The sequence below is a fragment of the Lactobacillus panisapium genome (assembly GCF_019469265.1).
In the GTDB taxonomy this organism is placed as follows: Bacteria; Bacillota; Bacilli; order Lactobacillales; family Lactobacillaceae; genus Lactobacillus; species Lactobacillus panisapium.
The window spans coordinates 2,055,332-2,080,116 of the sequence record NZ_CP048268.1 but is presented as its reverse complement, the minus strand read 5'-3'; the positions used below and the strand labels follow the sequence as shown (position 1 = coordinate 2,080,116).

The following is a 24,785-nucleotide window of genomic DNA, read 5'->3' as shown; positions in this document are numbered from 1 at the left end:
ATGTTAGAACGATACACTCGCCCTGAAATGGGCAAAATATGGTCAGATGAAAATAAATATGCGGCTTGGCTAAAAGTTGAGATTGCTGCGACAAATGCTTGGAGCGAAATCGGCGAAGTGCCACGAGAAGATGCTGCCAAAATTGCGCAAAATGCTCGTTTTACAGCCGAAAGAGTGGCTGAGCTCGAACAAGTAACGCATCATGATGTTGTCGCATTTACTAGAACGGTTTCTGAAAGCCTTGGCCCGGAGAAAAAGTGGGTTCACTTTGGCCTGACTTCAACTGATGTTGTTGATACTGCCCAAGGTTATATTCTCAAACAAGCCGATGAAATCATTAGGCAAGACTTGCAGGAATTGAAAAAGACGATTGCAGAAAAAGCGCGTAAATACAAAAATACCGTTGAAATGGGTCGCACGCATGGTGTGCAAGCTGAACCTACTACTTTTGGTTTAAAACTGGCTCGCTGGTATGCAGAAATCAACCGCGATATTGATCGCTTTGAACATGCTGCTAAAGGCGTAGAATCCGGTAAAATTTCTGGTGCGGTTGGTACTTTTGCGAATGTGCCACCAGAAATTGAAACTAGTGTGCTTCAACAGCTTGGGCTGACTCAACAGCCGATTACAAGTCAAATTTTGCCCCGCGATTTGCACGCAGAATACATTGCTACACTAGCCTTAATTGCCACTAGCATTGAAAATTGGGCAACAGAGATTCGCAGCTTGCAACGGTCGGAAATTCATGAAGTTGAAGAGCATTTCCGTGCGGGTCAAAAGGGTTCATCCGCGATGCCGCATAAACGCAATCCAATTGGTTCAGAAAATCTGTGCGGAATGGCGCGGGTTTTGCGTGGACACATTGTAACGGCGTATGAGGATGTCACTCTTTGGCACGAACGCGATATTTCGCATTCAAGTGCCGAACGAATTATTTTGCCTGATACCACGATTGGCATTGATTATATGTTAAATCGGTTTAACCGAATTTTGACCAATCTTGATGTTTTCCCCGAAACCATGCTCAAGAATATGGATAAAACTTATGGCTTAATTTATTCACAAAGACTGCTGCTTAAACTAATCGATGAAGCAGGGCTTTCTCGTGAAGACGCATATGATATGGTGCAACAGCTGACAACTAAATCTTGGAATGAAGGAATTTCATTTAGAAAATTAGTTGAGAACAGTAAAATTATGAATTATCTTTCAGAAGATGATGTTGCGGATGCTTTTGATTACCACTATCACTTGCGCCACGTTGACGATATTTTTAAAAAAGTCGGTTTAGAATAAAGTAGGTTAAATCTTTGCACTCATCGTGTTAGCTCTTACTAGCAGTATGAGTGCTTTTTGCGTCCGGCAGTTTAACTCTTTTTGTTTAACCACTTAAGCAAAAAAAGTGACCACTTGAGAAAATAAACTGGCTTTTAAAAATTAATTAGCGTTTAATAAAAATATCAGATGAAAGGCAGGTGAGAATCTTGAAGGTGAAAATTGAGCTTGACCCAGAACAAGAAGAACCGTCAGTGACCATTCATGCACGGGAATTGTCCCCCGAAGTGGAACAAATTTATCGCCAATTGCAAGAATTGGATGGACGACCTGATCAGCTTGAGTGTCATAAAGATGAATTAACCTATTATGTAAATCTAGCGGATATTTTGTTTTTTGAAACTGAGGGGCGGCAGGTAATCGCGCATACGAAAACGGAAGCTTTTACTGTCAATTACAAACTTTATGAATTAGAAAATTTGTTGAGCAGCCAATTTATGAGGATTTCAAAATCAACAATTTTAAATTTAAAACAGATCTATGCGTTAACAAGGTCAATTTCAAATTGTCAGGTTCACTTTCGGGATTCATATAAAACCGTCTATGTATCGCGCCGCTATTATCACAGTTTAAGTGATCGATTAAACGAGAGAAGGTCATCATAATGAGAAAACAAAAAATTAAGGAAATACTTTGGGGCATTGGGTTAGTTGCTGCAGCAGTCTATATTGTTATGAACCAAATGCACCTTTTATCATTTCATTTAGGCTTAGGAACAATTTTTTGGACAGCCGTTTTTGGCATTTTACTGATTAATAGCATTGCTGGTAAAAGCATTTTTGGAATGGTTTTTTCAGTAACATTTTTACTAATTGTTTATGCTGGGCCGCTTCATATTACTAAAATTGTCCCGTGGACCTTATTACTGGCCGCATGTTTGGTATATGTTGGCTTATGCCTGATTTTTGCTAAAGGTTGGCGTCGTGATACGCTATTTCGCATTAATCATCACCAAAATAAATATGACCAAATCTGGGAAGATGGTGAGTTTAAAACGACAGGTAATAACTTTTCTTCTAGAAGTAGGGATGAAAACGACCGCAATATTGTCATTAATCAGCGTTTATCTGAGGTCTCACGTTACGTTCATTCACAAAATTTAGAAAGTGTGACGATTAATTCTACTTTAGGTGAAACTAATGTTTATCTTGATTCTGCTAAGGTCGCTGGTGATACGGTGGTCATTAATCTGAATGCTTCAATGAGTGAAGTAGTAATTTATCTGCCATTATCTTGGCGAATAGAAGATCATTTAGCAGCTGTTTTTGGTGAAGTTGAAATCAATGGTACTTCTACCGGCGGTGGTCCTAAAGTGCTTTTGCAGGGATCAAGCAAATTTGGTGAAGTGACGATTAATTATGTTTAATGAGAGTTATCAAAATGAGCAAAGACCTACTTAAAAACGTGGCCGCTGATCGTATGATTAAAGAAATGATGGGTAAATTTTCCCAACATCAACAAAATTACTTTTTAGCGGGAAAAACGATTGGGACCAGCATCTATTGGATTAACGACTTTCATCCGACTGCTCTTAATTTTGCTGCTTATCTTTCACCTCAAGTAGCCTTAGCTGAACAAGAACGGTTCTTTCAGCAAATGATCGAAGAACTAGAGCAAGTTGCTCGCAAAAAGCAAAAGAAAGCCCTAATTACTTATGATTATGCTCCGCAACTAGTCTTTAATACTCTGGCCAAGGACAATGGCTTTAACTTAATTAGAACGACGGTTATGCCGAAAATGTCCTTAGCGATAGCTTTAGATCAGACCAAAGCTATTAAAATTGCAAGTGATTTTGAGCTCTTAAGTCTGACCGCTTTAAAAAATGTCCAGAACAATTAGCGGAATTAACGCGACAAAGTTATGCCGATTACCAAGAAAATCACCGGGCTAACCCAGTGGCTGATCTTTCTTTAGAAAAGTGGCAAGAAGTTATTTATGCCGATCAGTTGCTAGAGGCGCCACTAGTTTTAAGAGTAAAAAATCAGCTTATTGCCTACTGTTTTACCTTTGAAGATCATCCGCATGAATTAACGTGGGGCTGGATGGGAGCAGTAAAACCAGAACTACTAGATTTTTTACAACAACGGCAATTAAGCTGGGCGCAAGCAAGATATCAGACTTTAACTGGTGAATTTGACTCAACAGATAAGTTGGCAACAAGAACTTACCGTAATTATGCCTTTGAACTGTGTCCGGTCTATGAAACTTATTTAAAAAATGTGTAAATAAGAATATTAGGGCTAAAGTAATATGAGACAGTAGTTAATTATTTAAAATTAAATCAATAAAAAACTCCGCTAATAAACGGAGTTTTTGTGTGCTTAAAATAGCGGGCAGTTTTAATGCTGCCAATTAGTGTTTAGCATTGCGGCCACAGTTTCTGCAATATTACTGCTTTGTGCAATCATTGAAATAACAGCGGCGCCGGCAGCTTTAGTACCCGCAATTTGGGTTAAATCTTTTTCTGTAATACCCCCAATTGCAACAATTGGACGGTCAGTTTGTTGGACCAATTTTGTCAGTCCAGCAATTCCAATTTCTGGATCAGCATCATCTTTAGACTGAGTAGCAAAGATGGGACCACTACCGTAATAATCAATTCCGCTAATATGATCCGCAAGACTTATTTCAGCACTTGTTGAACAAGAATAACCGACAATCATTTTTCCTTGCACATCTTTTATTACCCGGGAAATATCTTCATCGTCTTGTCCAACATGAATTCCTTCGGCACCAACCTTTTGGGCAAGTTTGACATCATCATCAACGAAGAAAGGAACATGGTATTTTTGGCAAAGTTCATGAAGCTCTTTTGCCATTGGTAAGCGGTCATCTTCGTTTAACGTTGACTTTGGTCCTTTATCACGAAACTGATAAGCAGTGATACCTGCTTCTAAAGCTTCTTCGACTAATTTAGGTAAAGTCTTTCCGGCTGGCAAGTCTTGTGTCCCGCAGACGAAATATGCGGTTAATTGTGTTGCGTTAAATTGAGCCATAATCTCCTCCTAATCTACCTTAACCCAATGATTAAGTGGTCCATGACCGTGACCAACCTGAATCGTTTGTTCAATCGCCTTGGTGACATACTGTTTGCCGATTTTAATTGCTTCACTGAGAGTATGGCCCAGAGCTAATTGAGCAGTAATGGCGGCTGCAAGAGTATCACCAGTACCGTGAGTCCTGTTAGTGTGCGTCCGTGGACTGCTAACCCAAAAGTCGGTGCCATCTGCTAATAAAGCGTAATCGCGCACAACTTCAGCGTTAGAATGTCCGCCTTTAATAAGCACGTTTTCTACACCCATTTTTTGCAAGCTTCGTGCTAATTGGGGATATTCTTGTTCACTAGTAGCCTTAATTCCGGTAAGAGCTTCTGCTTCAGGCAAGTTAGGCGTAATGAGGTTAGCTAGCGGCAATAGCTCATTTTTAACGGTGGCAATAGCATCTTGGCTAAGAAGAGGCGCACCGCCTTTAGCCACCATAACTGGGTCGATGGTTACCGGACCAAAGTCATATTTTTGCAGATTAAGAGCTACTTGATGGACGTGCGCTGCATCTCCCAACATCCCCGTTTTACAAGCCTTAATCTTAAAGTCTGAGGCTAATGACGCAAATTGGGCATCGACCATTTCAAGTGGTAATAAAAACGAGTCTTGGACTCCGAGCGTATTTTGGGCAGTCACAGCTACAACCACCGCTGTCCCAAAAACATGTTGCATCTGAAAAGTTTTTAGATCCGCCATAATTCCGGCTCCACCACCGGAATCAGTCCCAGCAATGGTCAAAACTTGGGGAAATGAATTTAGTTCTTCTGTCATTATTGCTAACCTCCTTAATCAAATTTAGCAATAGCTGTAATCTCGGTTTCTTTGACTTTAGCTAAATAATCCATCAAATACATGCTAAATGTGCCAGGGCCTACTTCAGGATGATCATTAACGAGCAATTCTCCAGTAGCTGCAAAAACTAGGCAAGCTGTTTGCGCAGCTTCAAAAGAATTATCGCAGACGGCCGCAAAGGCGGCAACAATGCTTGAGAGCATGTCACCTGAACCAACGTGTGCCTGAAATAGCGGGGTACCATTGTAAACATGAGCGATATTTTGGCCATCGCTAATTGTGTCTGTTACGCCACTGGCAATAATTGTACAATGCAATTTTTGCGCGGTTTTACGCGTAATTTCGTCAAGATCGCCACTGCCTGAACCCGCATCAATACCTTTGGCATTCCAGGCAAAACCACCTAAAGCGGCAATTTCACCAGCGTTGCCACGAATGATTGTAGCTGGGAAAGCTTCTAGCAATTTTTGTGCGGTTTGCAGGCGGTAATTGACTGCGCCAACGGCAACGGGATCAAGGACAATCGGTTTCTGAGCTTGCGCGGCAAGTAGCCCCATTTCTTTCATTTGCATAATTTGCAATTTAGTCAAAGTCCCGAGGTTGATGGCAATGCTTGATGCCATCTGAACCATTTCTTCGACCTCAGCAATTTCCTTACTCATGATGGGCGAGGCACCCAGCGCATTTAAGCCGTTAGCGACATCTTGAACGGTCACAAAATTGGCGGCATTAAGGACAATTGGATTAGTTTCACGTAATTTAGCTAACAGATCTAGTTTCATAATCTCTCCTTTAAAAATCTCCTGCGCCGATTTTAGGTCAATAAAAAAGCTTTGACATATTTGTGTCAAAGCATAAGTGGATTTTGACACGTTCCTACGCAAGAATTAGCTTACAGGTTCAAAGGGTCTGGCTATTCGCCATCTCAGCCTTCAAAAAGGCACCCCTCGTGTTATCGGTTTCAATTATAGCGACTTTTGCTGGGCAAGACAATAACTAATTTAACCGAATTGCTGCAGTGACTCGACTAAGGTAAACTAACTACTAAAAAACACGCAACTATTAATTGGGCGAGGGAGATAATAATGACTGAATTTACAGCACAATTGCGTTATGCGGCAAAGGATTTGTGGGAAAAAAGCATGGAGCAGCCCTTTGTTAAAGAACTGCAAAGTGGCCAATTGCCATTGGCTACTTTTCGGTTTTACTTATTGCAAGACAGGTACTATTTAGCTGAATTTAGCAAAATTCACCGGCTAATGGCAAAGAAAACTACTAGTCAAGAAGTGCAACGATTCTTGCTGGCAGGTGCCCAAGATTTGCAAGAATGTGAAATAACGATGCAACAGCATTTTTTAGCGGAATTAAAAGTCACATCCAATGAAATTAAAGAAACTGACGCAGCACCAACGGCGTATGCCTATGTCAATCATCTGTTTAAAACGCTTGAAAAAGATGGTCTTGCACCTTGTGTCTGTGCCATTTTGCCTTGCTACTGGCTTTACCAGGAAATTGGTCAAGCATTGGCGCAAACGGGTTCACCGGTTGCACTTTACCAGAAATGGATTGAGACCTATGATAGCGACTGGTATGACGTCAATGTTAGTCGCATGTTAAAGTTGACCAATGACTTAGCTGCGCAAGCTTCAGAACGAGAGCGTGGGCAGATGCAGAAAGCCTTTGTGCGTAGCAGCTATTATGAATGCCGGTTTTGGCAAATGGCGTATGAGCAAGAGCAGTGGCAATAGTTTTCTGCCTTAAAGAATTTTTTTAATTAAAAAAGCCTAGCTTCACTACGAATAGCAAAGCTAAGCTTGGAGAGCGCATAATAATTAGTGCTTGATTTGAACGAAAAATATAGTAAGAGAGTTTTTAATAATAGATTTTGGCCACGCGCTCGACTAAATTAGTGCCATATTCAAAGCCATCAGCTGCAATTTTAAGTGTGTTAGCTGCTTGATCTTGTTTAAATGCTAATGGCTTTTGGTTGTCTAGCCAAGCGATATGGTCAATTTTTTGTTTTGCAAAATTAGTGAAAACTAATTCACGTGCCTGTTCGCCACCTAGAACGACGTTGCTGTTGCCAATATTTCCTAGGTCATCAACAAATAAGTAATTACCTTTAATAAAATCATGGTCATTAGAAATAGTGGAGTAGGTTGAATGCTCATAATTATTGGTATGGTAAATTGCTTCATGGTTGATAGCCATCCATTGACCAACTAGTTCGATTAGTGAACGACAGTGGATATTCAGTGAACCATCAAATTCTGGTCCAACATTAATTAATAGGTTAGCGCCGACCATGCGCGTCCGGCAAATTTGCTCAATTAACTGGTGCCCAGAAAGATAATTAAGGTCATTTTGGGCATTGCCCCAGTGTTTATTGAGTGTTAGCGAAGTTTCAGCGGCTAAATAGCGTTGGTTTTGAACATGCTTAATTGCAGTTGGATTACCACGCTCAAATGTTAATACGTCAACTTCTCGCCCTTCCGTTACGCCTTGTTTTTCTAGTCCGGTATTATTGGTAATAATGGCATTAGGTTGTAATTGCCGGATTTCTTGGTAAAGCAAATCTTCTTGCCAATCTGCATGTGGCTTATCCCAATTACCATCGAACCAGAAACCACCAATTTCGCCGTAATTAGTGCATAAAAGTTTAATTAGTTGACGCATTTCGGCTAAATAGCCGTTAAAGTCGTCGCGGTACTTAACGTTATTCCAATCATAAGTAGCGTAATAGATAAAGGGAGCAATCTTTTGCCGGTGACATTCATCGGTAAAAATTTTGATAACATCTTTGTGAAATGGGGTATGGACGCTGTCAAAGTTATTAATATTCTTGGTATCAAAGAGGTAAAAGCCATCATGATGTTTGGCAGTAAGAACAATATACTTAAAGCCGCACTTCTTAGCTAGTCTAACTAAGCTGCGAATATTTTCTTCTTTTGGGTTGAATTCATTAAACGCCGCCTGATAGGTCGGAATATTTAAGATGTTCTGTGACCATTCGCCCTTGGCAAATTTAGAGTAGAGTCCCCAATGGACGAAGAGGCCAATCCCCATCTTTTCAAAATTGCTTATTTTTGTTTCTATCTTCATTATCTATATACTTTCAATTGCTTATATTATCATCTGGTCAATTGCTACTAACTTAAACGAAAAATTACTGTTTTTTAGCTACTTCTTGCCGCAATTTGACCAATTCTTGGTTGGTCTTAATCAACTCGGTGGCAAAGTCTAAAAAACTTTCTGCTGTAATCATTTGATCTTCAGCATGCATATATAACGGGTCAATTTTGTTATTACCAGTTTTAGCAAAATCAGCTAAAACCTTTAAGTGCAAGTTTTGCGCCTGCTTTAGTTCTTCTTTGGCGTCTTTCAGCAATGGCTCAGGGTCTTTAGCGTCAGACTTAGAGCAGGTAACTGCCTCCATAATTTCTGCTTTTGCTTGCCCCGAATGACTAATAATTTCAAAACTAATTTCTTCTAAACCTTCCATAGCGGCCTTTCTTTAATAATTATCTACATCAATAAACTTAAATTTGTCCCATGGCTGAATGAAGGCAATAAACTGCAAATCACTAGGGACAATTTGCGCAACAACGTTTTTGCGGTGGTCGTGGTTGTCCATATCCTGCTTGACAATGTTAAGCTCGCCCTTGTACTGGTCAAAGTCATTATTGCCAATTGTAATCATTCCCCGGGTCAAAGTGTTGACAGGGTTATTGACCGGTATGTCGCGTTTATTATATTTCAGCTTAACGAAGGTCGAACGAATCGCATAGCTATTGATATCTCCCCGGTTAAAGTGCAAATTGGCTAAGACAATTTCTTTTTCTAAAGTGGTTGCGTTAGGGGCAAACTTGACAAAAAACTGTGGTATTTTTGCCTCCAAGTTGGCCACTTTAACTAATTCGTCATCACTGGCAAATGCATTCCCAATAATAATGTCATCAATTAGCTGGGTATTAATTAAATACTGCGCCTGTTTTTCAAGGGGTAAACCGCGATGGATTTCTAACGTTGGTAAACCAGCATTATAGGGATGCGGTCCAATTGCACCATGATTTGATGAGATAAAAGCGGCTGTCCGCAAACCTAGGTCATGATATTTCCGCGTAGTCTTTAAAAAATAATCTGTATCTAGTCCCGTGTATCGTTGCGGATAAAAATTATGACAACCGATGATTTTGTCCTTAAGCGGTCGGTAGGTGAGAATATTCGCAATATTACCAGTATCGTTGCTAATATTGACCTCAATCGTTAAGTTCTCGGAATTATAAGTCATAATTGACTCTGGCATACCATCGAAATTTGAATCTAATCGTACGATGTCGGCACCTAGTTTTTTAAAAAAAGACAGGTCATTGTAACTAATGTTTAAGTTTGTAAAAAGGCCCGGATTAACATCTAAGCTGACCCACATCCCTTTTTCATGGGCATAGCTTAAAACGGTTTTAAACTTTTGTAAGACCATTTCTTTGTCATCATTTAGCTCTAATAAGCTTGTAAAAAGCCTTTGGTAGCCAAGTTGAGCAGCACGATCAATGTATTCAAGACAGTCATCGACTTTAGTTTTGTTCGGATAAACTGAGATCCCCTTCATTTTCCTGAGCCTCTTTCTCTAATTTTACTTGGTTGTTGTCAAACATTTTGAAGAATGGGTAATAGATAATGAGAGAAATCAGAATGTTAACAAGACATAAAACGATTGCGCGCCAGTCAAAGCCGGTTGCCATCCAAGCACCGATTGGTCCGGGCAGCGTCCAAGGCGCAACGGCTGTTGTATAAGCCACTAAGTGCAGCTTCATTGCTACGTAGGTTACAGCTGCCATTGCGGTTGGCGCTAAGACAAATGGAATGGCAAAATACGGGTTCATGATGATTGGAATACCAAAAATCAGGGGTTCATTGATATTGAAAATAGCGGGCACGATAGTGACAGCACCCATTGTTTTACTAAATTTAGATTTTCCTAAAACTAATAACAGGATTGCCAGTGAAAGAGTAGCACCAGCACCACCAACCCAAACAAACCATTGGAAAAATTGTTCGGTCATGAAGTGAACTGGAGCGTGACCATGAGCAACAGCGGTAACATTGGCATTTAAGTTGGCATACCAGTAAGGATAGAGAATTGGTGTAGCAATAACCATTCCGTGAACCCCGAACAACCAGATAATGGTAATTAAAAGAACGGGCACGATTGCTGATAAGAATGTGTCACGACCAAAGTAGCCAATCGGTGAGAAAATCCAGATCAAAATCTTATTGATGTCTAAGTTGCAGAGTTCTTTTAGCACAAACGAAATCACAATAATTAAGATTCCTGGTAGCAGGGCACTGAAAGATTTACCAACTGCTGCAGGCACACCGTCAGGCATTTTAATTACCAAGTTGTGCTCGGTGAAAAAGCGCACAATTTCAACGGTGAAAATAGCACATAAAATGGCAGTAAACAGTCCTTGAGCACCCATATTGCTAATTGACATATAAGTGCCAGGAGCCATGCCAGCTTTAGCCTTATCTAGTACAATTGGTTCAATTGCTAGAATAAAGAAAGACATTTCAGCTAAGACACTAGTTGAGATTGGGTCAATCTTATAGTATTTAGCTAAATGTGAAGTTATCGAGAATACACAGTAAATTGCCATCAAGTTGATGGAATAATACATCGGTACGGATAACATTGCGGCATATGGCTGAATAAAATTCTTCCAAGCATCAATTGGCAAGTTCAGTAAAATAGTGAAAAATGAGCCAATAATTGATACCGGAATAATAACCGACATTCCGTCTCTAATAGCGGTTAAATAGCGATTGTTAGCTATTTGGCCCATTTTTGCAGAAACTGTATCGAAGTTCATTATTTTGTCTCCTTGATAATTAGTTCATACAATTTATCTACTTTAGCTGGGTTGTACATCGTCATTGGAATTAAAATAAATTTGGCATGTTTTTGCTCGGCTTCTTCTTCAAAGTCCTTCTTTTTAAAAGAAACTTGGGGTGCTAGCAAAATCAATTGGTAGTCGCCTTCGTTCAGGTCATCAGCTACCTTGTCAATGCTGGTTTCGTGAACGTGCCAATTTTGCTGGTTTTTAGCAGCTTCTTTAGTTAAAGCAGTTGCCAAAATAGATGAGCTCATACCGCCACCACAGGCTAATAAAATATTCATAATCTTTCCTCCTTAACTTGAATCGGTTCAAGTTTAGCTAAAAAATAAAAAATCTAAAAAGTCCGCCTTTTTAAAGTAAGCAGTCTGTACTTCTTTAAAAAATGAATCATTTCAAATTCAGGCTAAATTATATTCTCATGTTGATAAAAAAGCAAGCGCTTTCTACATTTGGTGGAAAATGTTACGGCAGTAAACTGTTTGACAACTTGTTTCGGCAGGGTTGGTTAGTTTGGCAATTACCAGTTTGCCAGCAGTGGTTCCAATCTGTTTTACAGGCTGTTCAATTGAACTGATTTCTGGAAAGAAAAGATCATTTACGAAGAAATGATCATAGACAAGAAACTCAATGTTTGGCTGGTGATTTTTTTCCCGGTAGGCCTTAATGGCACCTAAAGACATGTAGTAATTAATGATAAAAATGGCATCGAGATCTGGATTTTGCTTAATCAGCCTGTTAAAGCCTTCATATCCGGACTTGATGGTATAATCGCCCGACCAAATATAACTATTTTTTACAGTGAGACCATTTTCTTTTAAGGCATCTTCATAACCTTGCTGCCTTTTTTGCGCAATATAGTTTTCAGATGAGCCGGTGATAATGCCAATATGACGGTAGCCCTTCTTAAGCAAATAATTTACGCCCGCTTTAGAAGAGTCGTAATTATTGACGACTACAACATCAGTCTTAAGACCATTAATGGGGGCATCGATAGCAACAATCGGGATGTTGCTATTAGCAATTTTTTCAAGCATTGGCGTTGATTGATCTTGGTGAAAAACAATAATTGCGTCAATTGAGCGTTTTAGTAAAAAATCAATCTTTTGTTCCAAGCGCTTTTTATCATCATGATAATCGCACACAATGATGCTGTAGCCGAACTTTTCAACATAAGCTTCGATAGCGGAAACGATTGACATAGAAAAAAAGTCAGTTAACTGATTGATAACAATCCCAATTGACATGGTTTTGTTTTTCTTCAGTCCACTGGCAATAATGTTTTGATGATAATCCAATTGCGTCATCGCTGTTTTGATTTTTTCAGCTGTTGCTTTTCTTTGATGCCTGCCATTGAGATAATTCGAAACTGAACCAATTGACACACCAGCTAGTGCCGCGACATCTTTTGCCGTTGCCACAAATATCACCTGCCTGAATTTTCTTAAATTAATGAGCGTTAAAAACGATTATACCGCCTTATCAGCCGCTGCTTTTTTCATGCGCTCATCGTGCCATTCTAAAATCATCTTAACGATAGCATTTGCCACGTTAAGATTTTTTAAAATTGGGCCATGAGAGTAGGTTCCGATAAAATTGCGGTAGCGCAGACCTTCAACGTGATCTTGTGGGTTGTTGCCGTAGCCTTCAATCATTGTGCCCAAAGGATGCAATTTATCGGGATCGTCAAAATAAGTTTGTCCCGAGTGATTTTCAAAGGCTCTGACTTCACCCCACTCACTCATGTAGCGGGTATCGCCAATCATCCGTTTATCAGCTTTAAATACGGTATGGAAAGGCAAGATATCTAGTCCTTTGATGGTAACGCCTGAGTTGGTCTTATAATACGTTCCAACCAGTTGATAGCCACCACAAACGCCCAGCATTGGTTTGCCGTCATTAATATACTTTGTCAAAGTTTCTTTATGACGTGGAAGGTCTTTGGCAATCACGGTTTGTTCGAAGTCTTGTCCACCACCAAAAAAGACAAAGTCATAGTCAAAAGCATCGAACTTATCACCTAAGGAAATATTGTCTATTTGAGTAGAATAGCCCTGTTTTTTAAGTAAAAACCGAATGATTTTGACATCACCGGAATCACCATAGGTATTCATTAAATCTTCATATAAGTATGCAATTTTAATTGTCTTGCTTGCCATTGTGCATCAGCTCCTACTATCTTGTTAAAGTATATCTTAAAGGCGCAGTAGGGGCAAAAGATAATTATTTTCCTCGTTTTTAAAAAAACTTACATAAAATAAGCAAACACGTTAAAAGATTAATTGTTTAAGAAAAAATTGTTCCACTAAAATTCTGACCGTGTGAATTGTCAAAATAAAGCAGAACAATTTTGTACTAATTAGTAATGTAATTGCCGAAATTATGTAATTATTTCGTATCTTCCTGCGCCGCAAAGTGATTAATCGGGCCATACTTAGAGCCAACTTCAATTGGGTGGGCAATTGCTTCGTAGGTGAAGTCTTTGGCCGTTTGGACACTGGCAATAATTGACCTGCCTTTAGCCAGTTCGGCGGCAATAACTGCGGATAAAGTGTCACCAGTTCCGTTAATTCTTTCTGTGTTGATAAATGGCTTAGTAAATTCGTAGAATTGACCATCTTCAGCCAAGAGAATATCAGTTACTTCGCTTTGAGCAGCATTATCGTGTCGGCCCTTCATCAAGACGTTTTTAGCACCCATCTTCTGCAATTTTTCGGCGCCGCGGTGAATTTCTTCCTTAGTATCTAGTTGCATGCCAGTTAACTTTTGTTGTTCATAAAAGTTGGGCGTAATAATATCAGCAAGCGGCATTAAGTCGTCTAAAAAAGCTTGGTAAGCATCATCATCCAAGAGCGTGTCCCCGTGCTTGGTCATAATTACGGGATCAAGCACAATTTTGCCCATATCGTATTTGCGCAAATTGGCAGCTACACAGGCGATGACTTCTTTATTAGCTAGCATTCCCGTCTTTAAAGCGGCAATTTTAAAGTCGTCATTTAGGACGTCAAATTGCTTTTGAATAAATGACACTGGCATTACTTCTTGTGCGTAAATACCGGTAGTGTTGCCAGCAACAGCAGCCGTTAAGAGCCCCATACCGTACACCTGTCTGGCATAAAACGAATGCAGGTCGGCTGTCATTCCAGCGCTGCCATCGCTATCATTGCCAGCGATAGTTAAAGTGATAATTTCTTTTTTCATTATTATGGATCCTCATTTTAATCGAAACTTTATGTTCACAGTATAACTTAAAATAAGGGTAATGCTATAATTATTTCTTGTAAAAATAGGGTCAAATAGTAAAATTATAGTGAACCGCTTTCTTAAGGAAGGATACATTATGTTAAAAAATTACATTATGGCAATTGATGAAGGTACCACATCAACACGCGCAATGATTTTTGATCACGAGGGGCATAAAGTTTCGTCCTCGCAAAAAGAGTTTCCCCAATATTTTCCCCAGCCTGGCTGGGTTGAACACAAGGCTGAGGAAATTTGGCATGCTGTTCAAACCACAATTGCTAATGCGATTATTAATTCAGGTATTCGTCCGGAACAAATCAAGGGCATTGGCATTACTAATCAACGTGAAACCACGGTAATCTGGGATAAAAAAACCGGTAAACCGATTTACAATGCAATTGTTTGGCAATCGCGACAAACTACTGAATTAGCTGAAAGACTTAAAGCTGACGGTTATAGTTCAATGATCCATAAGAAAACGGGCTTAATTATTGACCCTTATTTTAGTGCAACTAAAATTCGCTGGATTTTAGATCATGTTGAAGGTGCGCAAGAAAAAGCCGAAAAGGGTGATTTGCTCTTTGGCACAATTGATACTTGGCTTTTGTGGAAATTAACTGATGGCGAAGTTCACGTTACCGATTACACGAATGCCTCAAGAACCATGCTTTATAATATCCATGACCTAAAATGGGATGATGACATTCTTGAGTTGCTCAATATTCCGAAAAAGATGTTGCCTGAAGTAAGATCGAATTCAGAAATCTACGGCTACACTAAGTCTTACACCTTTTTCGGCGGCAAGGTACCCATCTGTGGGATTGCTGGTGACCAGCAGGCCGCCCTTGTTGGTCAATTGGCCCTGAAAAAAGGGATGGTTAAAAATACCTACGGCACAGGTTCATTCATTGTTATGAATACAGGAGAAGAACCCACAGAGTCTGATAACAACCTGTTAACAACGATTGCTTATGGGATTGATGGCAAAATTAACTATGCTTTAGAAGGCTCAATCTTTGTTTCTGGCAGTGCAATCCAGTGGTTGCGTGACTCAATGAAGATGATCAAAACGGCGGCGGAATCCGAAAAGGCGGCACGTGCGTCCAAATCAGAAAATGAGGTTTACGTTGTACCTGCCTTCACGGGACTAGGCGCGCCTTACTGGGATTCCGAAGCTAGGGGTGCAGTTTTTGGCGTTACACGTGGAACAAGTAACAATGATTTAATCAAGGCAACTTTGCAGTCACTTGCTTACCAGACTCGTGATGTAGTTGACACCATGCAAATTGATTCTGGAATACAGATCCCAACATTACGTGTGGACGGTGGGGCATCAAATAATGATTACTTACTGCAATTCCAAGCTGATATATTGGGTACTAAAATTGAACGATCAAAGACGCTTGAAACGACTTCAATGGGAGCTGCATTTTTAGCAGGCTTGGCAGTAGGCTATTGGAAAGATGTTGACGAACTGAAAGATATTTTTGTTGTAGGCAAGACTTTTGAGAGCAAAATGGGACAAAAAGAACGTGAGCATCTGTATCAAGGCTGGAAGCGTGCGGTCAAGGCAACCCAAGTATTTGCTCACGGCGAATAAAAGTGCGAATACAGTAGTGTGAGGTGAGAAAATTGGCACATGATCGAATTGTTAAATTAGATGGTCCGTTAAATTTTAGGGATGTTGGTGGCTACCAAAATCAAAATGGCCAAAAGATAAAGTGGAATAAAATTTATCGCTCCGATTCACTTAGTACCCTAACGGAAGCTGATCAAGAAAAACTGACGGAATTGCATGTCACAATTGATTGTGATTTACGTTCACAATACGAAAAACATTCTTCACCGGACAAAGCATGGCCAAATGTTCATTATCTTGATTTACCGGTTTATTCAGAAAACCCTGAGGACCGACCCAATGGTCACAAAATTTATCGTTTTCTTCATCATATTCCGGATTTAAGCAATAATTTTATTGGTCAAATTTACCAACAGACTTTGCTTAGTGAGCATAGTCGTAAGATGTTTGCTCGCATTTTTAGTGAATTACTAGCAATGCCTGCTAACGAAGCTCTTGTTTATCATTGCAGTGCCGGTAAGGACAGAACGGGGATGGTTTCTGCTTTGATTTTAATGGCACTAGGTGTTGATGACGATACAATTGCCCGTGACTATTTATTAACTAACAAATTATATGACTTCGCCGTTTCACGCCAATTGCCAAGCAATGACGAAATTTCACAGATGGTTGCCAAAATGAATGTAACCAAAGGCGAAGGGATCGCTATTCGTGGCATTACCGAGACTGTCCGTGGTGGCTGGGGCGACTTTGATACCTTTTTTAAAAAAGAATTGGGCTTTAATGATGCCGACTTGGCAAGATTAAGGCAAATGTATTTAGAATAGGGGCATAAATCAGTGGTAACTTTGCTTGATGTCGCTAAAAAGGCCAATGTTTCAAAGATGACGGTTTCGCGAGTCATTAATCACCCCGAACAAGTGACAGATGAATTACGTGAATTAGTTGAACAGGCCATGCAGGAATTAAATTACCAACCGAATTATGTTGCACAAGCCCTAGTAAATAACCGGACTAATGTCGTTAAGTTCGTTACGCTTGAAGATATTGATACAACTGAGCCCTATTACATGAACCTGCTTTTCGGTATTGCTCAAGGTTTATCTAAAAAGCAATACGCTATTCAGCTAGTCACTGATCGCAAGCAAATCAAAGAAGGTAATTTTGATGGTTACTTAATTACTGGCGCGCGGTCATCTGATTATAGTTTGTTTGACGAACTAGCTAAGCCGTTCGTTCTTTTTGGTGAAAATCACCGCGGTTTTGATTTTGTTGATAACAATAATCAGCTCGGTGGCGAAATTGCTACTAAATATGCCTTATCGCGTTTATATCGCAATGTTATCTTTATTGGTATCGATGTCCGGGAGCCGTTTGAAGTTTCACGTGAAACAGGCTATGTTAACACATTACAGCAAAATAAATTGATTCCGCAAATATACAGGATACCTAATCATAGCCATGCGGCCCAGAAAATAATCAAGGAAAATTTAGGTAAGTTCCATCACGATACTTGCTTTGTTTGTGCCAGCGATCGGATTGCAATTGGTGTTGTACGCCAACTACTGAACGAAGGGGCCAAGGTACCCGAAGATTTTGGCGTAATCGGCTATGATGGGGTCTTTTTAGATCAGGTTTCAAATTTAAAATTAACAACGGTCAAGCAACCAATTTTTGCGATGGGTGAATTATTGGCTAAGATGCTGTTACAAAAAATTGAGCAGGACGGCTCACCCCAAGGGGAGGCAATGCTTAAGCCTAAGTTGATTCGCAGGCAGTCAACGAGGTAAAAATTAAAAAATAAAGTAGCTAAAGGTGCATTAATACTTTTAGCTATTTTTTATTCAGTATAAAATTATTAGAAAATTACAAAATTGTTATAAATGATGGCAATGATTTTGTATATACGCTAATATATATCTTATAAAGCAATTCGTTAAATATGAACTAACAGTGAGGTACATTGATGAGAGATGAGACTTATGGAAAGAAGTTCAGACGCATCAGAAAGCTTAAACGCTTAAGCTTGGTTAAAGCTTCTACTGGAGTAATTTCAAAATCAAGCCTAGCACGCTGGGAATTAGGCTACGATAATCTATCTTGGGGAAATGTTCTAAAACTACTTGATCAAAATAACATATATCCGGTTGAATTTATAGAAAATAGTAAGGCTTCTTATTTAGGAGTAAATATTAAAGCGATTCAGAGTGCTTTTGTTCGTGGACAAACTTCTCTTTTGAAGAAATATGCGCTTGATGCTTTGAAATCTTGTAAATTAGATCCGTTAAATGAAAAAGTTTTCTTTAAGGCGGCAGTTGCATGTGACCTCTATAAAAAACACACAAATAAAAGCATTTGTCCAAAGCGTGTACAAGTAAAACTCAGATTGTATTTTTCTAATATCATTGCTGAAAATGATTATTGGAACTATAAAAATATTTTCTTCTTTAAAAATATCGTAATGCTTTTAAAGGGAAAAGAAGCTTATATGTTTGCTTATGATTTACTTGACTATGCAAAACAAGAAAGTCTTGAACAGAGCAGTTTTCGCCATATAGTATTACAAGCACTGCTTGAAACGACAAATGCATTAATAAGAAAAAATATTATCTATGCCAAAAAAATCTTATTTGAGGTAAAATCACTGATTTTTTCTGATTATGACTCACTAGAAAAAATTGAAATTAGTTTTTTAGATTCTGCAATCAAATTTATTGAGGAAGATGAGACAGCAGAATTAAAAGCCCTTTACAATGTGTTAGATTATCTGGAAATGAAAGACCTCAAATATCATTTAGAAAACAATATAATGATATTAACAAAACTCTATAAAAATATAGAATTTGATTCTCAAATTTGGGAAAAGTAGGAAAAAATCAATTTTTCCTGTTGTAAACTAAGATTATCAAGTGGCATGGATTAAAAATATTTTTGGGGTAGTAACCGCTGCTACAGGAATAGATAATGATACAGAAGCAACTACTAACACTGACAATGTGAAAGTATATGGCGGCTGCACTTGGGAGCAAAGATACTAAGTCCGATTTTAAAAAAATGGTAATTATGCTCCATTTAATGGTGAAGCTACACCTAAACTCCACTTTAGTGCTGATACAAAGTAATTGCGTAATATTATCTTAGAGATAACTGAATCTAGAAAGGGGGGTTATTCTCCCCTTTTTTTTAATTTTATTGGAATATATTGCTTTAATGAATACTAAATTAAAACCATATAACCACATATAGTAAAAAGGAATAATAATGTTAAAACGAACAAAAATTTTTTCTGTTGTGACTATGATATTTTATTTATCACTGATTACTTGGGGAGCTTTTGCTGGTATTAGAGACTACCAAGGAATTCTTCCATCAGGTAACAGAGTATCTGATGTTTCTATAAATCTCTTCTTTGCATTACAACCCAAAGGAGTTGATGAAAATATTATTGCAGCTGTTATTATGATGGCATTAGCGCCAACTTTAGGCTCGGGTCTTTTCATTTACTTAAAAAATAATAATATGTTTAGTGCTGTTCAACAAAGAATTGGTTATAAATCCTTTTTGAAAAAAGGTGTTGTTACCACTTTTTTCGGCGCTATGAGCGTTTCTCTAATAACTAATCTATATCAAATAGGATTAATTAATTGGTTTTACTATCCTTTCGTCTTTAAAACTATCCCTAGAAAATTAGCTCAGGGATATAGACCAGGGTATTTTTCGCCTAATGAATTATTTGATTTAATTTTATACATTATTTTAGCGGCTATTGGTTGGGGAGTCTTTGCAGTGCTAGTTTTTAGTGTGGGACTTTTTGTTCGTAAGAATGCGCTTTATCTGATTCTTGGACCAGTTTTGGGACTAGCTTTGGTACTATTAGCCGTTTTAGGAAATATGAATAGCCTAATCTGGCGCACCTTCGCATTTTCCTGGTTTTTTTATACCTTAACTGCGCCGGGACAATATACTTTTGCTGGGCAACTACCACCAATAAATTCTCTGGTAGCTTTTTTCATTGCGGCCATTATCTATTTAGTAATTGCTGCGAGCTTAATCAAAATATGGTATAGAAGAAAAAGAAAGCAGGGTTGACTTTGCAATATAAACGAATACACCGCCGTATCATATTAATTGGGCTCATAATGATTCTGTTTGGACTAGCAGGAAGTTTTGAACTGTTACTAAGAAATGATCCCAATACTATGGAATTGCCTAATGCTTTTCTTAACGCACACTTAATTTCTTTATATTTGCAACCAGCTATTTTGGCGCTGTTCTATAGTCAAGTGCTCACTTTTCGCCGAATTAATTTACTTGTTGGTGTGCGGCAAAAGACTAATCTTATGATTATTCGCTTGTTAAGTTTGGCTACCGTTTATTGCATACTATTTTTAGTAGCCTTGTTTGTACCGTATTTCTTTTCAGATCATCCTTTATTTAAGTATGGCAATCCGTTATTGGGTATAGCACTGATAGTACTCCATATAGCTGTCCTATTATTTTTGTTTTGGCTATTGGTGGGGGCTTATAATTCACGCTACCCATATTTATTCTTGGCTCTAGTGATTATCCTAGATTTGGTATATCACTACTATATTGAGAAGAAACTTTTAATAAATTATAGTCCCATGTATGATGAGCTTTATCGTGCTATACACCATATATACGGCGGCTTTTAAGGAAGGATCAAAATGTTAAAAATTACAGGAATTAAAAAATCATTTGGTCGTAAATCGGTTTTAAAAAACGTATCTATGATTGCTAAACCGGGCCAACTAATTCATATCTCGGGAATTAATGGTTCAGGTAAATCGACGATTTTTAAAATTGTTACTGGTCTGTTAGAAGCGGATAGTGGAAAAGTAGAGCTAGATCATGGTGATGTCATAGGGGCACTAATTGAAAATCCTAGTTTTTTAGAATATGAATCTGCCATGACAAACTTGCATTTTCTAGCTAACCTCAATCATCGTTATAATGAAAAGCGGGTAAGAAATTTATTACAACAATTTGAGCTTGATCCAGATGATTCCCAAGCTATCGCTAAATATTCGGTAGGTATGCGTCAAAAGGTAGGTATTATTCAAGCGGTAATGGAGGAGCAAAACATAATATTACTTGATGAGCCCACACGCGGTATTGACCAAGAAAGCATTGGGCAATTTTTGACCCTCCTAAATCGACTGAAACAGGAAAATAAAACAGTAATCATTGCTAGTCATGATCAAATTGACGAGATTAACTATGATCAGGGCTTAACACTACAAAATGGAATTTTGCTTAATGAATAAAAAATATTCTTTCACTATTTATGCCGTTATTTCTGCGTTAATCATTTTGCTGGCTAGGCAAAATTGGAATACGGTATATTTAAAGTTACCTCAATTGGTGCAGGCAAGTTTTGGTTGGATTAGAAGTCCAATGAAACTGGCGTTAATAAGTGCTAATAATTTTGTTTTTGATTATGTCACGATTATCCTGCCCCGAATGGAAAGAAATTCAATCGAGTCTTTTATTATTGTGCGTAAACCCAAGCTGCAGGCTTTAATAAGGGGCTTAGCTCCTAAAGAATATTCGTATTTACTTTTATTTGTCATAGTCCACTTAACTGCTTTTGATATCAGTAATCTTATTAGTTCAGTATTAATATTGTTGGTAATGATAATAGCCTGGTTAGTATTAGTGTTTGTTATGACATATCGCTTGTCAGTAGTTAAACAGAATGTATTAGTCTTCTTGCTCTTATTGGGATTACGTACTTTAATATTTAGTTTGAATTTATAGTTTGAAAAATCGATCTGATCCGCATCTTGTTTGGTTTATGCATGAATTTCGATTTGAGGAGAAAGCGATCTTTCAGACTAAACCAAAAAACGTTGAGAGTTTTTTCTCAACGTTTTTTAGTATTGTCATATGACAGATTAGCTATTCTGGTTGGTAATCTGGATCGATAATTAATACAGGCTTAATCGTCTTACCAGAAATTGAATCGGCATTTGCTTGATTAATGTCTTCAAACTTGTAGAACTTTTCGGTTTCGTCAAATGGGAATTTACCTAATTGATAAAATTCAAGCAGTCGTGGAATGTCAACTTGTGGAATTGCGTCCCCCATGTTGACGCCGACAACTTTTTTATCATCGACACATAGATCATTCCAGGTAGAAACAGTGAGATTTTGAGCAGTAACTGCAATTGCCGCGCAGGTGCCGCCTTGTGCTAAGGCATCAACCGCATTCTTGATTACACCGCTAATTCCTGTAGTATCAACGGTCCAGTCAACACCATAGCCATTAGTAAGCTCTTTTATTTTAGCAACTGGGTCATCTGTCTTGCTGTTAATTGCTGCTGTTGCCCCTAATTTTTTAGCTAATTCTAACCGTTCAGGAACAACATCAACTGCAATTACCTTAGTGCAGCCACTAATTGAGCCGGCCATCATGGCAGCAAGACCAACAGCGCCCGTACCAAAGACAGCAATTGTATCGCCAGGTTTAGGTTGCAAAGTATTAAAGACGGTTCCAGAACCTGTAACATAACCACAGCCAAGAGGACCGGCCTTACGTAAGTCAACGCTGTTATCAACTTTAACTGCATTGCGCTGATCAACTACGGTAGTAGTGGTAAAGGACGATTGGTTAAACATGTCACAAATTCGTTTACCATTTTTTTGAAAATGATCTTCACCATCAGCCCGGACGCCTGATAAGTTATAGTCACTGTAGTGGCGACATTGAGTAGGAATACCTTTGAGACAATTATCACAAATTCCGTCCGCATAAAACGACAAAATTACGTGATCGCCAACTTTGAAGTTTTTAACTTGATTGCCGACCTTTTCAACAATTCCAGCGCCTTCATGGCCTAAAATTACGGGATAACCAACACTGGAATCACCCTTGCGCAAGGCTTCATCTGAGTGACAAATACCGGTAGCAACCATATGGATTTGCAAATCGGTTGGGCCAACTTCGTGTAAATCGATATCATCTTCAATTTCGAATTGGCTACCCATTTTTTGAACGACAGCTGCTTTAATCTTCATCAAAATTTCCTCCTCTTATAATTTTTTAATAGTTTCAAAGTTATTGTGAGCTTTTTAACATTTAAATGCAATACTTTGCCCAAAAAATATATGCAGATAGTTAATTACCACCTAAAACCATTTTTTGATACCGGTAACATTCACTACTGTCTTGTAACTAACCGCAGTTCTTCGCTAAACTACAGCTGGAGGATTAAGCAAATGACGCATTGGTATGATAACGCAATAATTTATCAAATTTATCCTAAATCTTTTCAAGATAGTAATGGTGATGGGATTGGCGATCTGAATGGGATTAGACAACGTATTCCTTATTTGAAAAAGCTGGGGATTAACGCGGTGTGGCTCAATCCAATCTTTGTTTCACCCCAAGTTGATAATGGCTATGACGTGGCAGATTACTTTGCGATTGATCCTGCAATGGGAACAATGGCAGATTTTGAGCAGTTAATTAAGCAGCTGCATCAAGAAAAAATTAAAATTATCCTCGATTTGGTACTTAATCACACTTCCGATCAACATCCTTGGTTTCAAAAGGCGATTAATAATCCAAAAAGCAAGTACCGCAATTATTATCTTTTCGCGGGTAGTAACAACAAGCGGCCAAATAATTGGGGCAGCTTCTTTGGCGGTAGTGTCTGGGAGAGTGACCCGAAAAATAGCGGTCAGTCATATTTTCACTTGTTTGATAAACACATGCCCGATTTAAACTGGGCAAATCCGGCACTCAGACAGGAAATGATCCAAGTTGCTGAATATTGGCTGGCTAAAGGAATTGACGGTCTTCGGTTAGATGCATTTATTCATATCGCCAAGGCTGACTTGCGTCAAAATTTTCCGGCACCAAATGATGCTGAACCAGTTATTGCTGAACCGTTTTTTGCTAACTTGCCCCAAGTGCAAGAGTGGCTGCAACCATTTTGTCAGCAAATAAAGCGTGACTTTCCTGACGCCTTGCTCTTGGGCGAAGCAGCAAGTGCAAACGTGAACTTAGCAGCCGATTATACAAGTAAGAAAAATAGCTTGCTAGATAGCGTGATCACTTTTCGCTATTTCACGGATGATGAGAGCAAAATTAATCCGCGTTTACCAGCGCAATATCAGCCAAAAGAGCTTGACTGGCAAATCTTCAAGCAGACGCAAGCTATCTGGCAGCAAACCCTGGCAGAGATTTCGTTACCGACTCTTTACTGGAATAACCATGATATGCCAAGAATGGCAACTCGTTTGGCGCATACCAGAATTCAGATCCAAAGCCTAGCAATGCTGATGTATTTGCAGCGCGGTATTCCGATTATTTATTATGGCGAAGAACTGGGTTTACAAAATTTGCTTTTTACTTCAGACAAGGAGTTTGCCGACGAAACGGTTACCCAATTTATTGCCCAAGCAAAGAGCATGGGAATAAGTGAGCAAGAAGCATTAAAAATGGTCAGTGCAACGCATAAATTGCCTGCTCGGGGAGTAATGCCGTGGACTGATGAACCGCACGATGGCTTTTCATCCACAAAGCCGTGGCTTGATGGCCAAAAAATGGTTAAGGTTGATGCTTGTTCTGAAGTAGTAGACCCGGACAGTATCTTCAATTTTTATCGTCAACTGATTGCGTTGAAGAAAAGAAAATTATTTCAGGCTGGCCGCTTTTATTTACGGGAAACGGGTCAAGACAGTTATGTCTATCAGCGTGATCTGGGCAATAGTAGTGCGCTTGTTGCTGTTTCATTAAGTAGTCAAAAAACAAGAATAAGAATTCCGCGTGCTTATCACCATGAAGAATTAACTGCAGGGAAATATTATTTGGCTGATGGCGAGTTAGTGCTGATGCCATATTCTGGTGTTGTTTTAAGTAAATAAAGG

General features: G+C 38.8%; 28 protein-coding genes and 1 riboswitch. Of the genes, 16 read left to right on the top strand and 12 right to left on the bottom strand.

What is annotated here, in order from left to right:
* The 5 genes from purB to GYM71_RS09785 all read left to right on the top strand — a co-directional run bounded on the left by purB (position 1) and on the right by GYM71_RS09785 (position 3,560).
* On the top strand, positions 1–1,296 hold the full coding sequence (purB, locus tag GYM71_RS09805; protein ID WP_220220339.1) for an adenylosuccinate lyase: 1,296 nt from the start codon (positions 1–3) through the stop codon (positions 1,294–1,296).
* A 188-nt stretch (positions 1,297–1,484) separates the two neighbouring features.
* The gene (locus GYM71_RS09800; RefSeq protein WP_103752553.1) at positions 1,485–1,940 is read left to right on the top strand and encodes a LytTR family DNA-binding domain-containing protein; all 456 of its coding nucleotides are present in this window, start codon (positions 1,485–1,487) and stop codon (positions 1,938–1,940) included.
* On the top strand, positions 1,940–2,701 hold the full coding sequence (locus GYM71_RS09795; protein WP_103752552.1) for a LiaF transmembrane domain-containing protein: 762 nt from the start codon (positions 1,940–1,942) through the stop codon (positions 2,699–2,701). The genes GYM71_RS09800 and GYM71_RS09795 overlap by 1 nt, the downstream gene beginning before the upstream one ends.
* A gap of 14 nt (positions 2,702–2,715) precedes the next feature.
* Positions 2,716–3,174: a hypothetical protein gene (locus GYM71_RS09790; RefSeq protein ID WP_220220338.1), complete on the top strand. Its 459-nt coding sequence runs from the start codon at positions 2,716–2,718 to the stop codon at positions 3,172–3,174.
* A gap of 56 nt (positions 3,175–3,230) precedes the next feature.
* Entirely contained in the window at positions 3,231–3,560 is a 330-nt protein-coding gene (locus GYM71_RS09785; protein ID WP_220220337.1) for a hypothetical protein, read from the top strand.
* A gap of 114 nt (positions 3,561–3,674) precedes the next feature.
* On the opposite strand, the gene thiE is transcribed toward GYM71_RS09785, so the two are convergent.
* Genes thiE through thiM form a run of 3 tightly spaced genes read right to left on the bottom strand, consistent with a single transcriptional unit; the run spans position 3,675 to position 5,953 of the window.
* Entirely contained in the window at positions 3,675–4,334 is a 660-nt protein-coding gene (thiE, locus tag GYM71_RS09780) for a thiamine phosphate synthase (protein WP_419503954.1), read from the bottom strand.
* Positions 4,335–4,340: 6 nt separating this feature from the next.
* Positions 4,341–5,150 carry a bifunctional hydroxymethylpyrimidine kinase/phosphomethylpyrimidine kinase gene (gene thiD / locus GYM71_RS09775; RefSeq protein WP_220220335.1) on the bottom strand — a complete coding sequence of 270 codons (810 nt, stop codon included), beginning with the start codon at positions 5,148–5,150 and terminating at the stop codon, positions 4,341–4,343.
* A gap of 14 nt (positions 5,151–5,164) precedes the next feature.
* Positions 5,165–5,953: a hydroxyethylthiazole kinase gene (gene thiM, locus GYM71_RS09770; protein WP_220220334.1), complete on the bottom strand. Its 789-nt coding sequence runs from the start codon at positions 5,951–5,953 to the stop codon at positions 5,165–5,167.
* Between the two features lie 74 nt (positions 5,954–6,027).
* Positions 6,028–6,129: riboswitch (TPP riboswitch) on the bottom strand.
* 127 nt (positions 6,130–6,256) lie between these two features.
* Between thiM and tenA the strand changes: the two genes are divergently transcribed.
* Complete coding sequence (tenA, locus tag GYM71_RS09765) at positions 6,257–6,919, top strand: thiaminase II (RefSeq protein ID WP_220220333.1); 663 nt, start codon at positions 6,257–6,259, stop codon at positions 6,917–6,919.
* Positions 6,920–7,043: 124 nt separating this feature from the next.
* On the opposite strand, the gene GYM71_RS09760 is transcribed toward tenA, so the two are convergent.
* The 8 genes from GYM71_RS09760 to thiD (GYM71_RS09725) form a co-directional block, all read right to left on the bottom strand.
* A complete protein-coding gene (locus GYM71_RS09760; protein ID WP_220220332.1) occupies positions 7,044–8,273 on the bottom strand; it encodes an alpha-L-fucosidase in 1,230 nt (409 codons plus the stop codon).
* 64 nt (positions 8,274–8,337) lie between these two features.
* Positions 8,338–8,673: a PTS sugar transporter subunit IIA gene (locus GYM71_RS09755; RefSeq protein WP_220220331.1), complete on the bottom strand. Its 336-nt coding sequence runs from the start codon at positions 8,671–8,673 to the stop codon at positions 8,338–8,340.
* A 12-nt stretch (positions 8,674–8,685) separates the two neighbouring features.
* Positions 8,686–9,780 (bottom strand): DUF871 domain-containing protein, encoded by a 1,095-nt coding sequence (locus GYM71_RS09750; protein ID WP_220220330.1) that lies wholly within the window; start codon positions 9,778–9,780, stop codon positions 8,686–8,688.
* Positions 9,746–11,041, bottom strand: a complete 1,296-nt coding sequence (locus GYM71_RS09745; RefSeq protein ID WP_220220329.1) for a PTS sugar transporter subunit IIC — start codon at positions 11,039–11,041, stop codon at positions 9,746–9,748. Before GYM71_RS09745 ends, GYM71_RS09750 begins: the two co-directional genes overlap by 35 nt.
* A complete protein-coding gene (locus GYM71_RS09740; RefSeq protein WP_220220328.1) occupies positions 11,041–11,349 on the bottom strand; it encodes a PTS sugar transporter subunit IIB in 309 nt (102 codons plus the stop codon). Before GYM71_RS09740 ends, GYM71_RS09745 begins: the two co-directional genes overlap by 1 nt.
* A 162-nt stretch (positions 11,350–11,511) precedes the next feature.
* Complete coding sequence (locus GYM71_RS09735; RefSeq protein WP_220220327.1) at positions 11,512–12,486, bottom strand: LacI family DNA-binding transcriptional regulator; 975 nt, start codon at positions 12,484–12,486, stop codon at positions 11,512–11,514.
* Between the two features lie 48 nt (positions 12,487–12,534).
* Positions 12,535–13,224, bottom strand: coding sequence for a type 1 glutamine amidotransferase (locus tag GYM71_RS09730; protein ID WP_220220326.1), 690 nt, complete (start codon positions 13,222–13,224; stop codon positions 12,535–12,537).
* A 229-nt stretch (positions 13,225–13,453) separates the two neighbouring features.
* A complete protein-coding gene (thiD, locus tag GYM71_RS09725; protein ID WP_410476861.1) occupies positions 13,454–14,266 on the bottom strand; it encodes a bifunctional hydroxymethylpyrimidine kinase/phosphomethylpyrimidine kinase in 813 nt (270 codons plus the stop codon).
* A 139-nt stretch (positions 14,267–14,405) separates the two neighbouring features.
* On the opposite strand from thiD (GYM71_RS09725), the gene glpK reads away from it, so the two are divergent.
* The 9 genes from glpK (at position 14,406) to GYM71_RS09685 (ending at position 21,668) form a co-directional block, all read left to right on the top strand.
* Entirely contained in the window at positions 14,406–15,908 is a 1,503-nt protein-coding gene (gene glpK, locus GYM71_RS09720) for a glycerol kinase GlpK (RefSeq protein WP_220220325.1), read from the top strand.
* 32 nt (positions 15,909–15,940) lie between these two features.
* Positions 15,941–16,714 (top strand): tyrosine-protein phosphatase, encoded by a 774-nt coding sequence (locus GYM71_RS09715; RefSeq protein ID WP_103752538.1) that lies wholly within the window; start codon positions 15,941–15,943, stop codon positions 16,712–16,714.
* 12 nt (positions 16,715–16,726) lie between these two features.
* Positions 16,727–17,677: a LacI family DNA-binding transcriptional regulator gene (locus tag GYM71_RS09710; RefSeq protein ID WP_220220324.1), complete on the top strand. Its 951-nt coding sequence runs from the start codon at positions 16,727–16,729 to the stop codon at positions 17,675–17,677.
* A 176-nt stretch (positions 17,678–17,853) separates the two neighbouring features.
* Positions 17,854–18,756: a helix-turn-helix domain-containing protein gene (locus GYM71_RS09705; protein WP_220220323.1), complete on the top strand. Its 903-nt coding sequence runs from the start codon at positions 17,854–17,856 to the stop codon at positions 18,754–18,756.
* A 40-nt stretch (positions 18,757–18,796) separates the two neighbouring features.
* Positions 18,797–18,925, top strand: coding sequence for a hypothetical protein (locus GYM71_RS10435; protein WP_272876719.1), 129 nt, complete (start codon positions 18,797–18,799; stop codon positions 18,923–18,925).
* Between the two features lie 223 nt (positions 18,926–19,148).
* Positions 19,149–19,976: a hypothetical protein gene (locus GYM71_RS09700; RefSeq protein ID WP_220220322.1), complete on the top strand. Its 828-nt coding sequence runs from the start codon at positions 19,149–19,151 to the stop codon at positions 19,974–19,976.
* 50 nt (positions 19,977–20,026) lie between these two features.
* Complete coding sequence (locus GYM71_RS09695) at positions 20,027–20,563, top strand: hypothetical protein (RefSeq protein WP_220220321.1); 537 nt, start codon at positions 20,027–20,029, stop codon at positions 20,561–20,563.
* 12 nt (positions 20,564–20,575) lie between these two features.
* Entirely contained in the window at positions 20,576–21,175 is a 600-nt protein-coding gene (locus GYM71_RS09690) for an ATP-binding cassette domain-containing protein (RefSeq protein WP_220220320.1), read from the top strand.
* Entirely contained in the window at positions 21,168–21,668 is a 501-nt protein-coding gene (locus GYM71_RS09685) for a hypothetical protein (RefSeq protein ID WP_220220319.1), read from the top strand. The genes GYM71_RS09690 and GYM71_RS09685 overlap by 8 nt, the downstream gene beginning before the upstream one ends.
* Before the next feature lie 141 nt (positions 21,669–21,809).
* Here the strand turns inward: GYM71_RS09685 and GYM71_RS09680 are convergent, their stop codons facing one another.
* Positions 21,810–22,928: an NAD(P)-dependent alcohol dehydrogenase gene (locus GYM71_RS09680; RefSeq protein WP_220220318.1), complete on the bottom strand. Its 1,119-nt coding sequence runs from the start codon at positions 22,926–22,928 to the stop codon at positions 21,810–21,812.
* A gap of 201 nt (positions 22,929–23,129) precedes the next feature.
* Here GYM71_RS09680 and GYM71_RS09675 point away from each other — a divergent pair, with 201 nt between their 5' ends.
* Positions 23,130–24,782: an alpha-glucosidase gene (locus GYM71_RS09675; RefSeq protein WP_220220317.1), complete on the top strand. Its 1,653-nt coding sequence runs from the start codon at positions 23,130–23,132 to the stop codon at positions 24,780–24,782.
* Positions 24,783–24,785: the final 3 nt, after the last annotated feature.

What these genes read in the sequence shown, in the direction of transcription:
- thiD (WP_220220335.1), bottom strand. Translation starts at nt 5,150, where the DNA reads ATGACAGAAGAACTAAATTCATTTCCCCAAGTTTTGACCATTGCTGGG.
- GYM71_RS09700 (WP_220220322.1), top strand. Translation starts at nt 19,149, where the DNA reads ATGTTAAAACGAACAAAAATTTTTTCTGTTGTGACTATGATATTTTAT.
- GYM71_RS09790 (WP_220220338.1), top strand. Translation starts at nt 2,716, where the DNA reads ATGAGCAAAGACCTACTTAAAAACGTGGCCGCTGATCGTATGATTAAA.
- purB (WP_220220339.1), top strand. Translation starts at nt 1, where the DNA reads ATGTTAGAACGATACACTCGCCCTGAAATGGGCAAAATATGGTCAGAT.
- GYM71_RS09760 (WP_220220332.1), bottom strand. Translation starts at nt 8,273, where the DNA reads ATGAAGATAGAAACAAAAATAAGCAATTTTGAAAAGATGGGGATTGGC.
- GYM71_RS09695 (WP_220220321.1), top strand. Translation starts at nt 20,027, where the DNA reads ATGATTCTGTTTGGACTAGCAGGAAGTTTTGAACTGTTACTAAGAAAT.
- GYM71_RS09675 (WP_220220317.1), top strand. Translation starts at nt 23,130, where the DNA reads ATGACGCATTGGTATGATAACGCAATAATTTATCAAATTTATCCTAAA.
- tenA (WP_220220333.1), top strand. Translation starts at nt 6,257, where the DNA reads ATGACTGAATTTACAGCACAATTGCGTTATGCGGCAAAGGATTTGTGG.
- GYM71_RS09690 (WP_220220320.1), top strand. Translation starts at nt 20,576, where the DNA reads ATGTTAAAAATTACAGGAATTAAAAAATCATTTGGTCGTAAATCGGTT.
- GYM71_RS09730 (WP_220220326.1), bottom strand. Translation starts at nt 13,224, where the DNA reads ATGGCAAGCAAGACAATTAAAATTGCATACTTATATGAAGATTTAATG.
- GYM71_RS09685 (WP_220220319.1), top strand. Translation starts at nt 21,168, where the DNA reads ATGAATAAAAAATATTCTTTCACTATTTATGCCGTTATTTCTGCGTTA.
- glpK (WP_220220325.1), top strand. Translation starts at nt 14,406, where the DNA reads ATGTTAAAAAATTACATTATGGCAATTGATGAAGGTACCACATCAACA.
- GYM71_RS09755 (WP_220220331.1), bottom strand. Translation starts at nt 8,673, where the DNA reads ATGGAAGGTTTAGAAGAAATTAGTTTTGAAATTATTAGTCATTCGGGG.
- GYM71_RS09795 (WP_103752552.1), top strand. Translation starts at nt 1,940, where the DNA reads ATGAGAAAACAAAAAATTAAGGAAATACTTTGGGGCATTGGGTTAGTT.
- thiM (WP_220220334.1), bottom strand. Translation starts at nt 5,953, where the DNA reads ATGAAACTAGATCTGTTAGCTAAATTACGTGAAACTAATCCAATTGTC.
- GYM71_RS09740 (WP_220220328.1), bottom strand. Translation starts at nt 11,349, where the DNA reads ATGAATATTTTATTAGCCTGTGGTGGCGGTATGAGCTCATCTATTTTG.
- GYM71_RS09680 (WP_220220318.1), bottom strand. Translation starts at nt 22,928, where the DNA reads ATGAAGATTAAAGCAGCTGTCGTTCAAAAAATGGGTAGCCAATTCGAA.
- GYM71_RS09745 (WP_220220329.1), bottom strand. Translation starts at nt 11,041, where the DNA reads ATGAACTTCGATACAGTTTCTGCAAAAATGGGCCAAATAGCTAACAAT.
- thiD (WP_410476861.1), bottom strand. Translation starts at nt 14,266, where the DNA reads ATGAAAAAAGAAATTATCACTTTAACTATCGCTGGCAATGATAGCGAT.
- GYM71_RS09750 (WP_220220330.1), bottom strand. Translation starts at nt 9,780, where the DNA reads ATGAAGGGGATCTCAGTTTATCCGAACAAAACTAAAGTCGATGACTGT.
- GYM71_RS09705 (WP_220220323.1), top strand. Translation starts at nt 17,854, where the DNA reads ATGAGAGATGAGACTTATGGAAAGAAGTTCAGACGCATCAGAAAGCTT.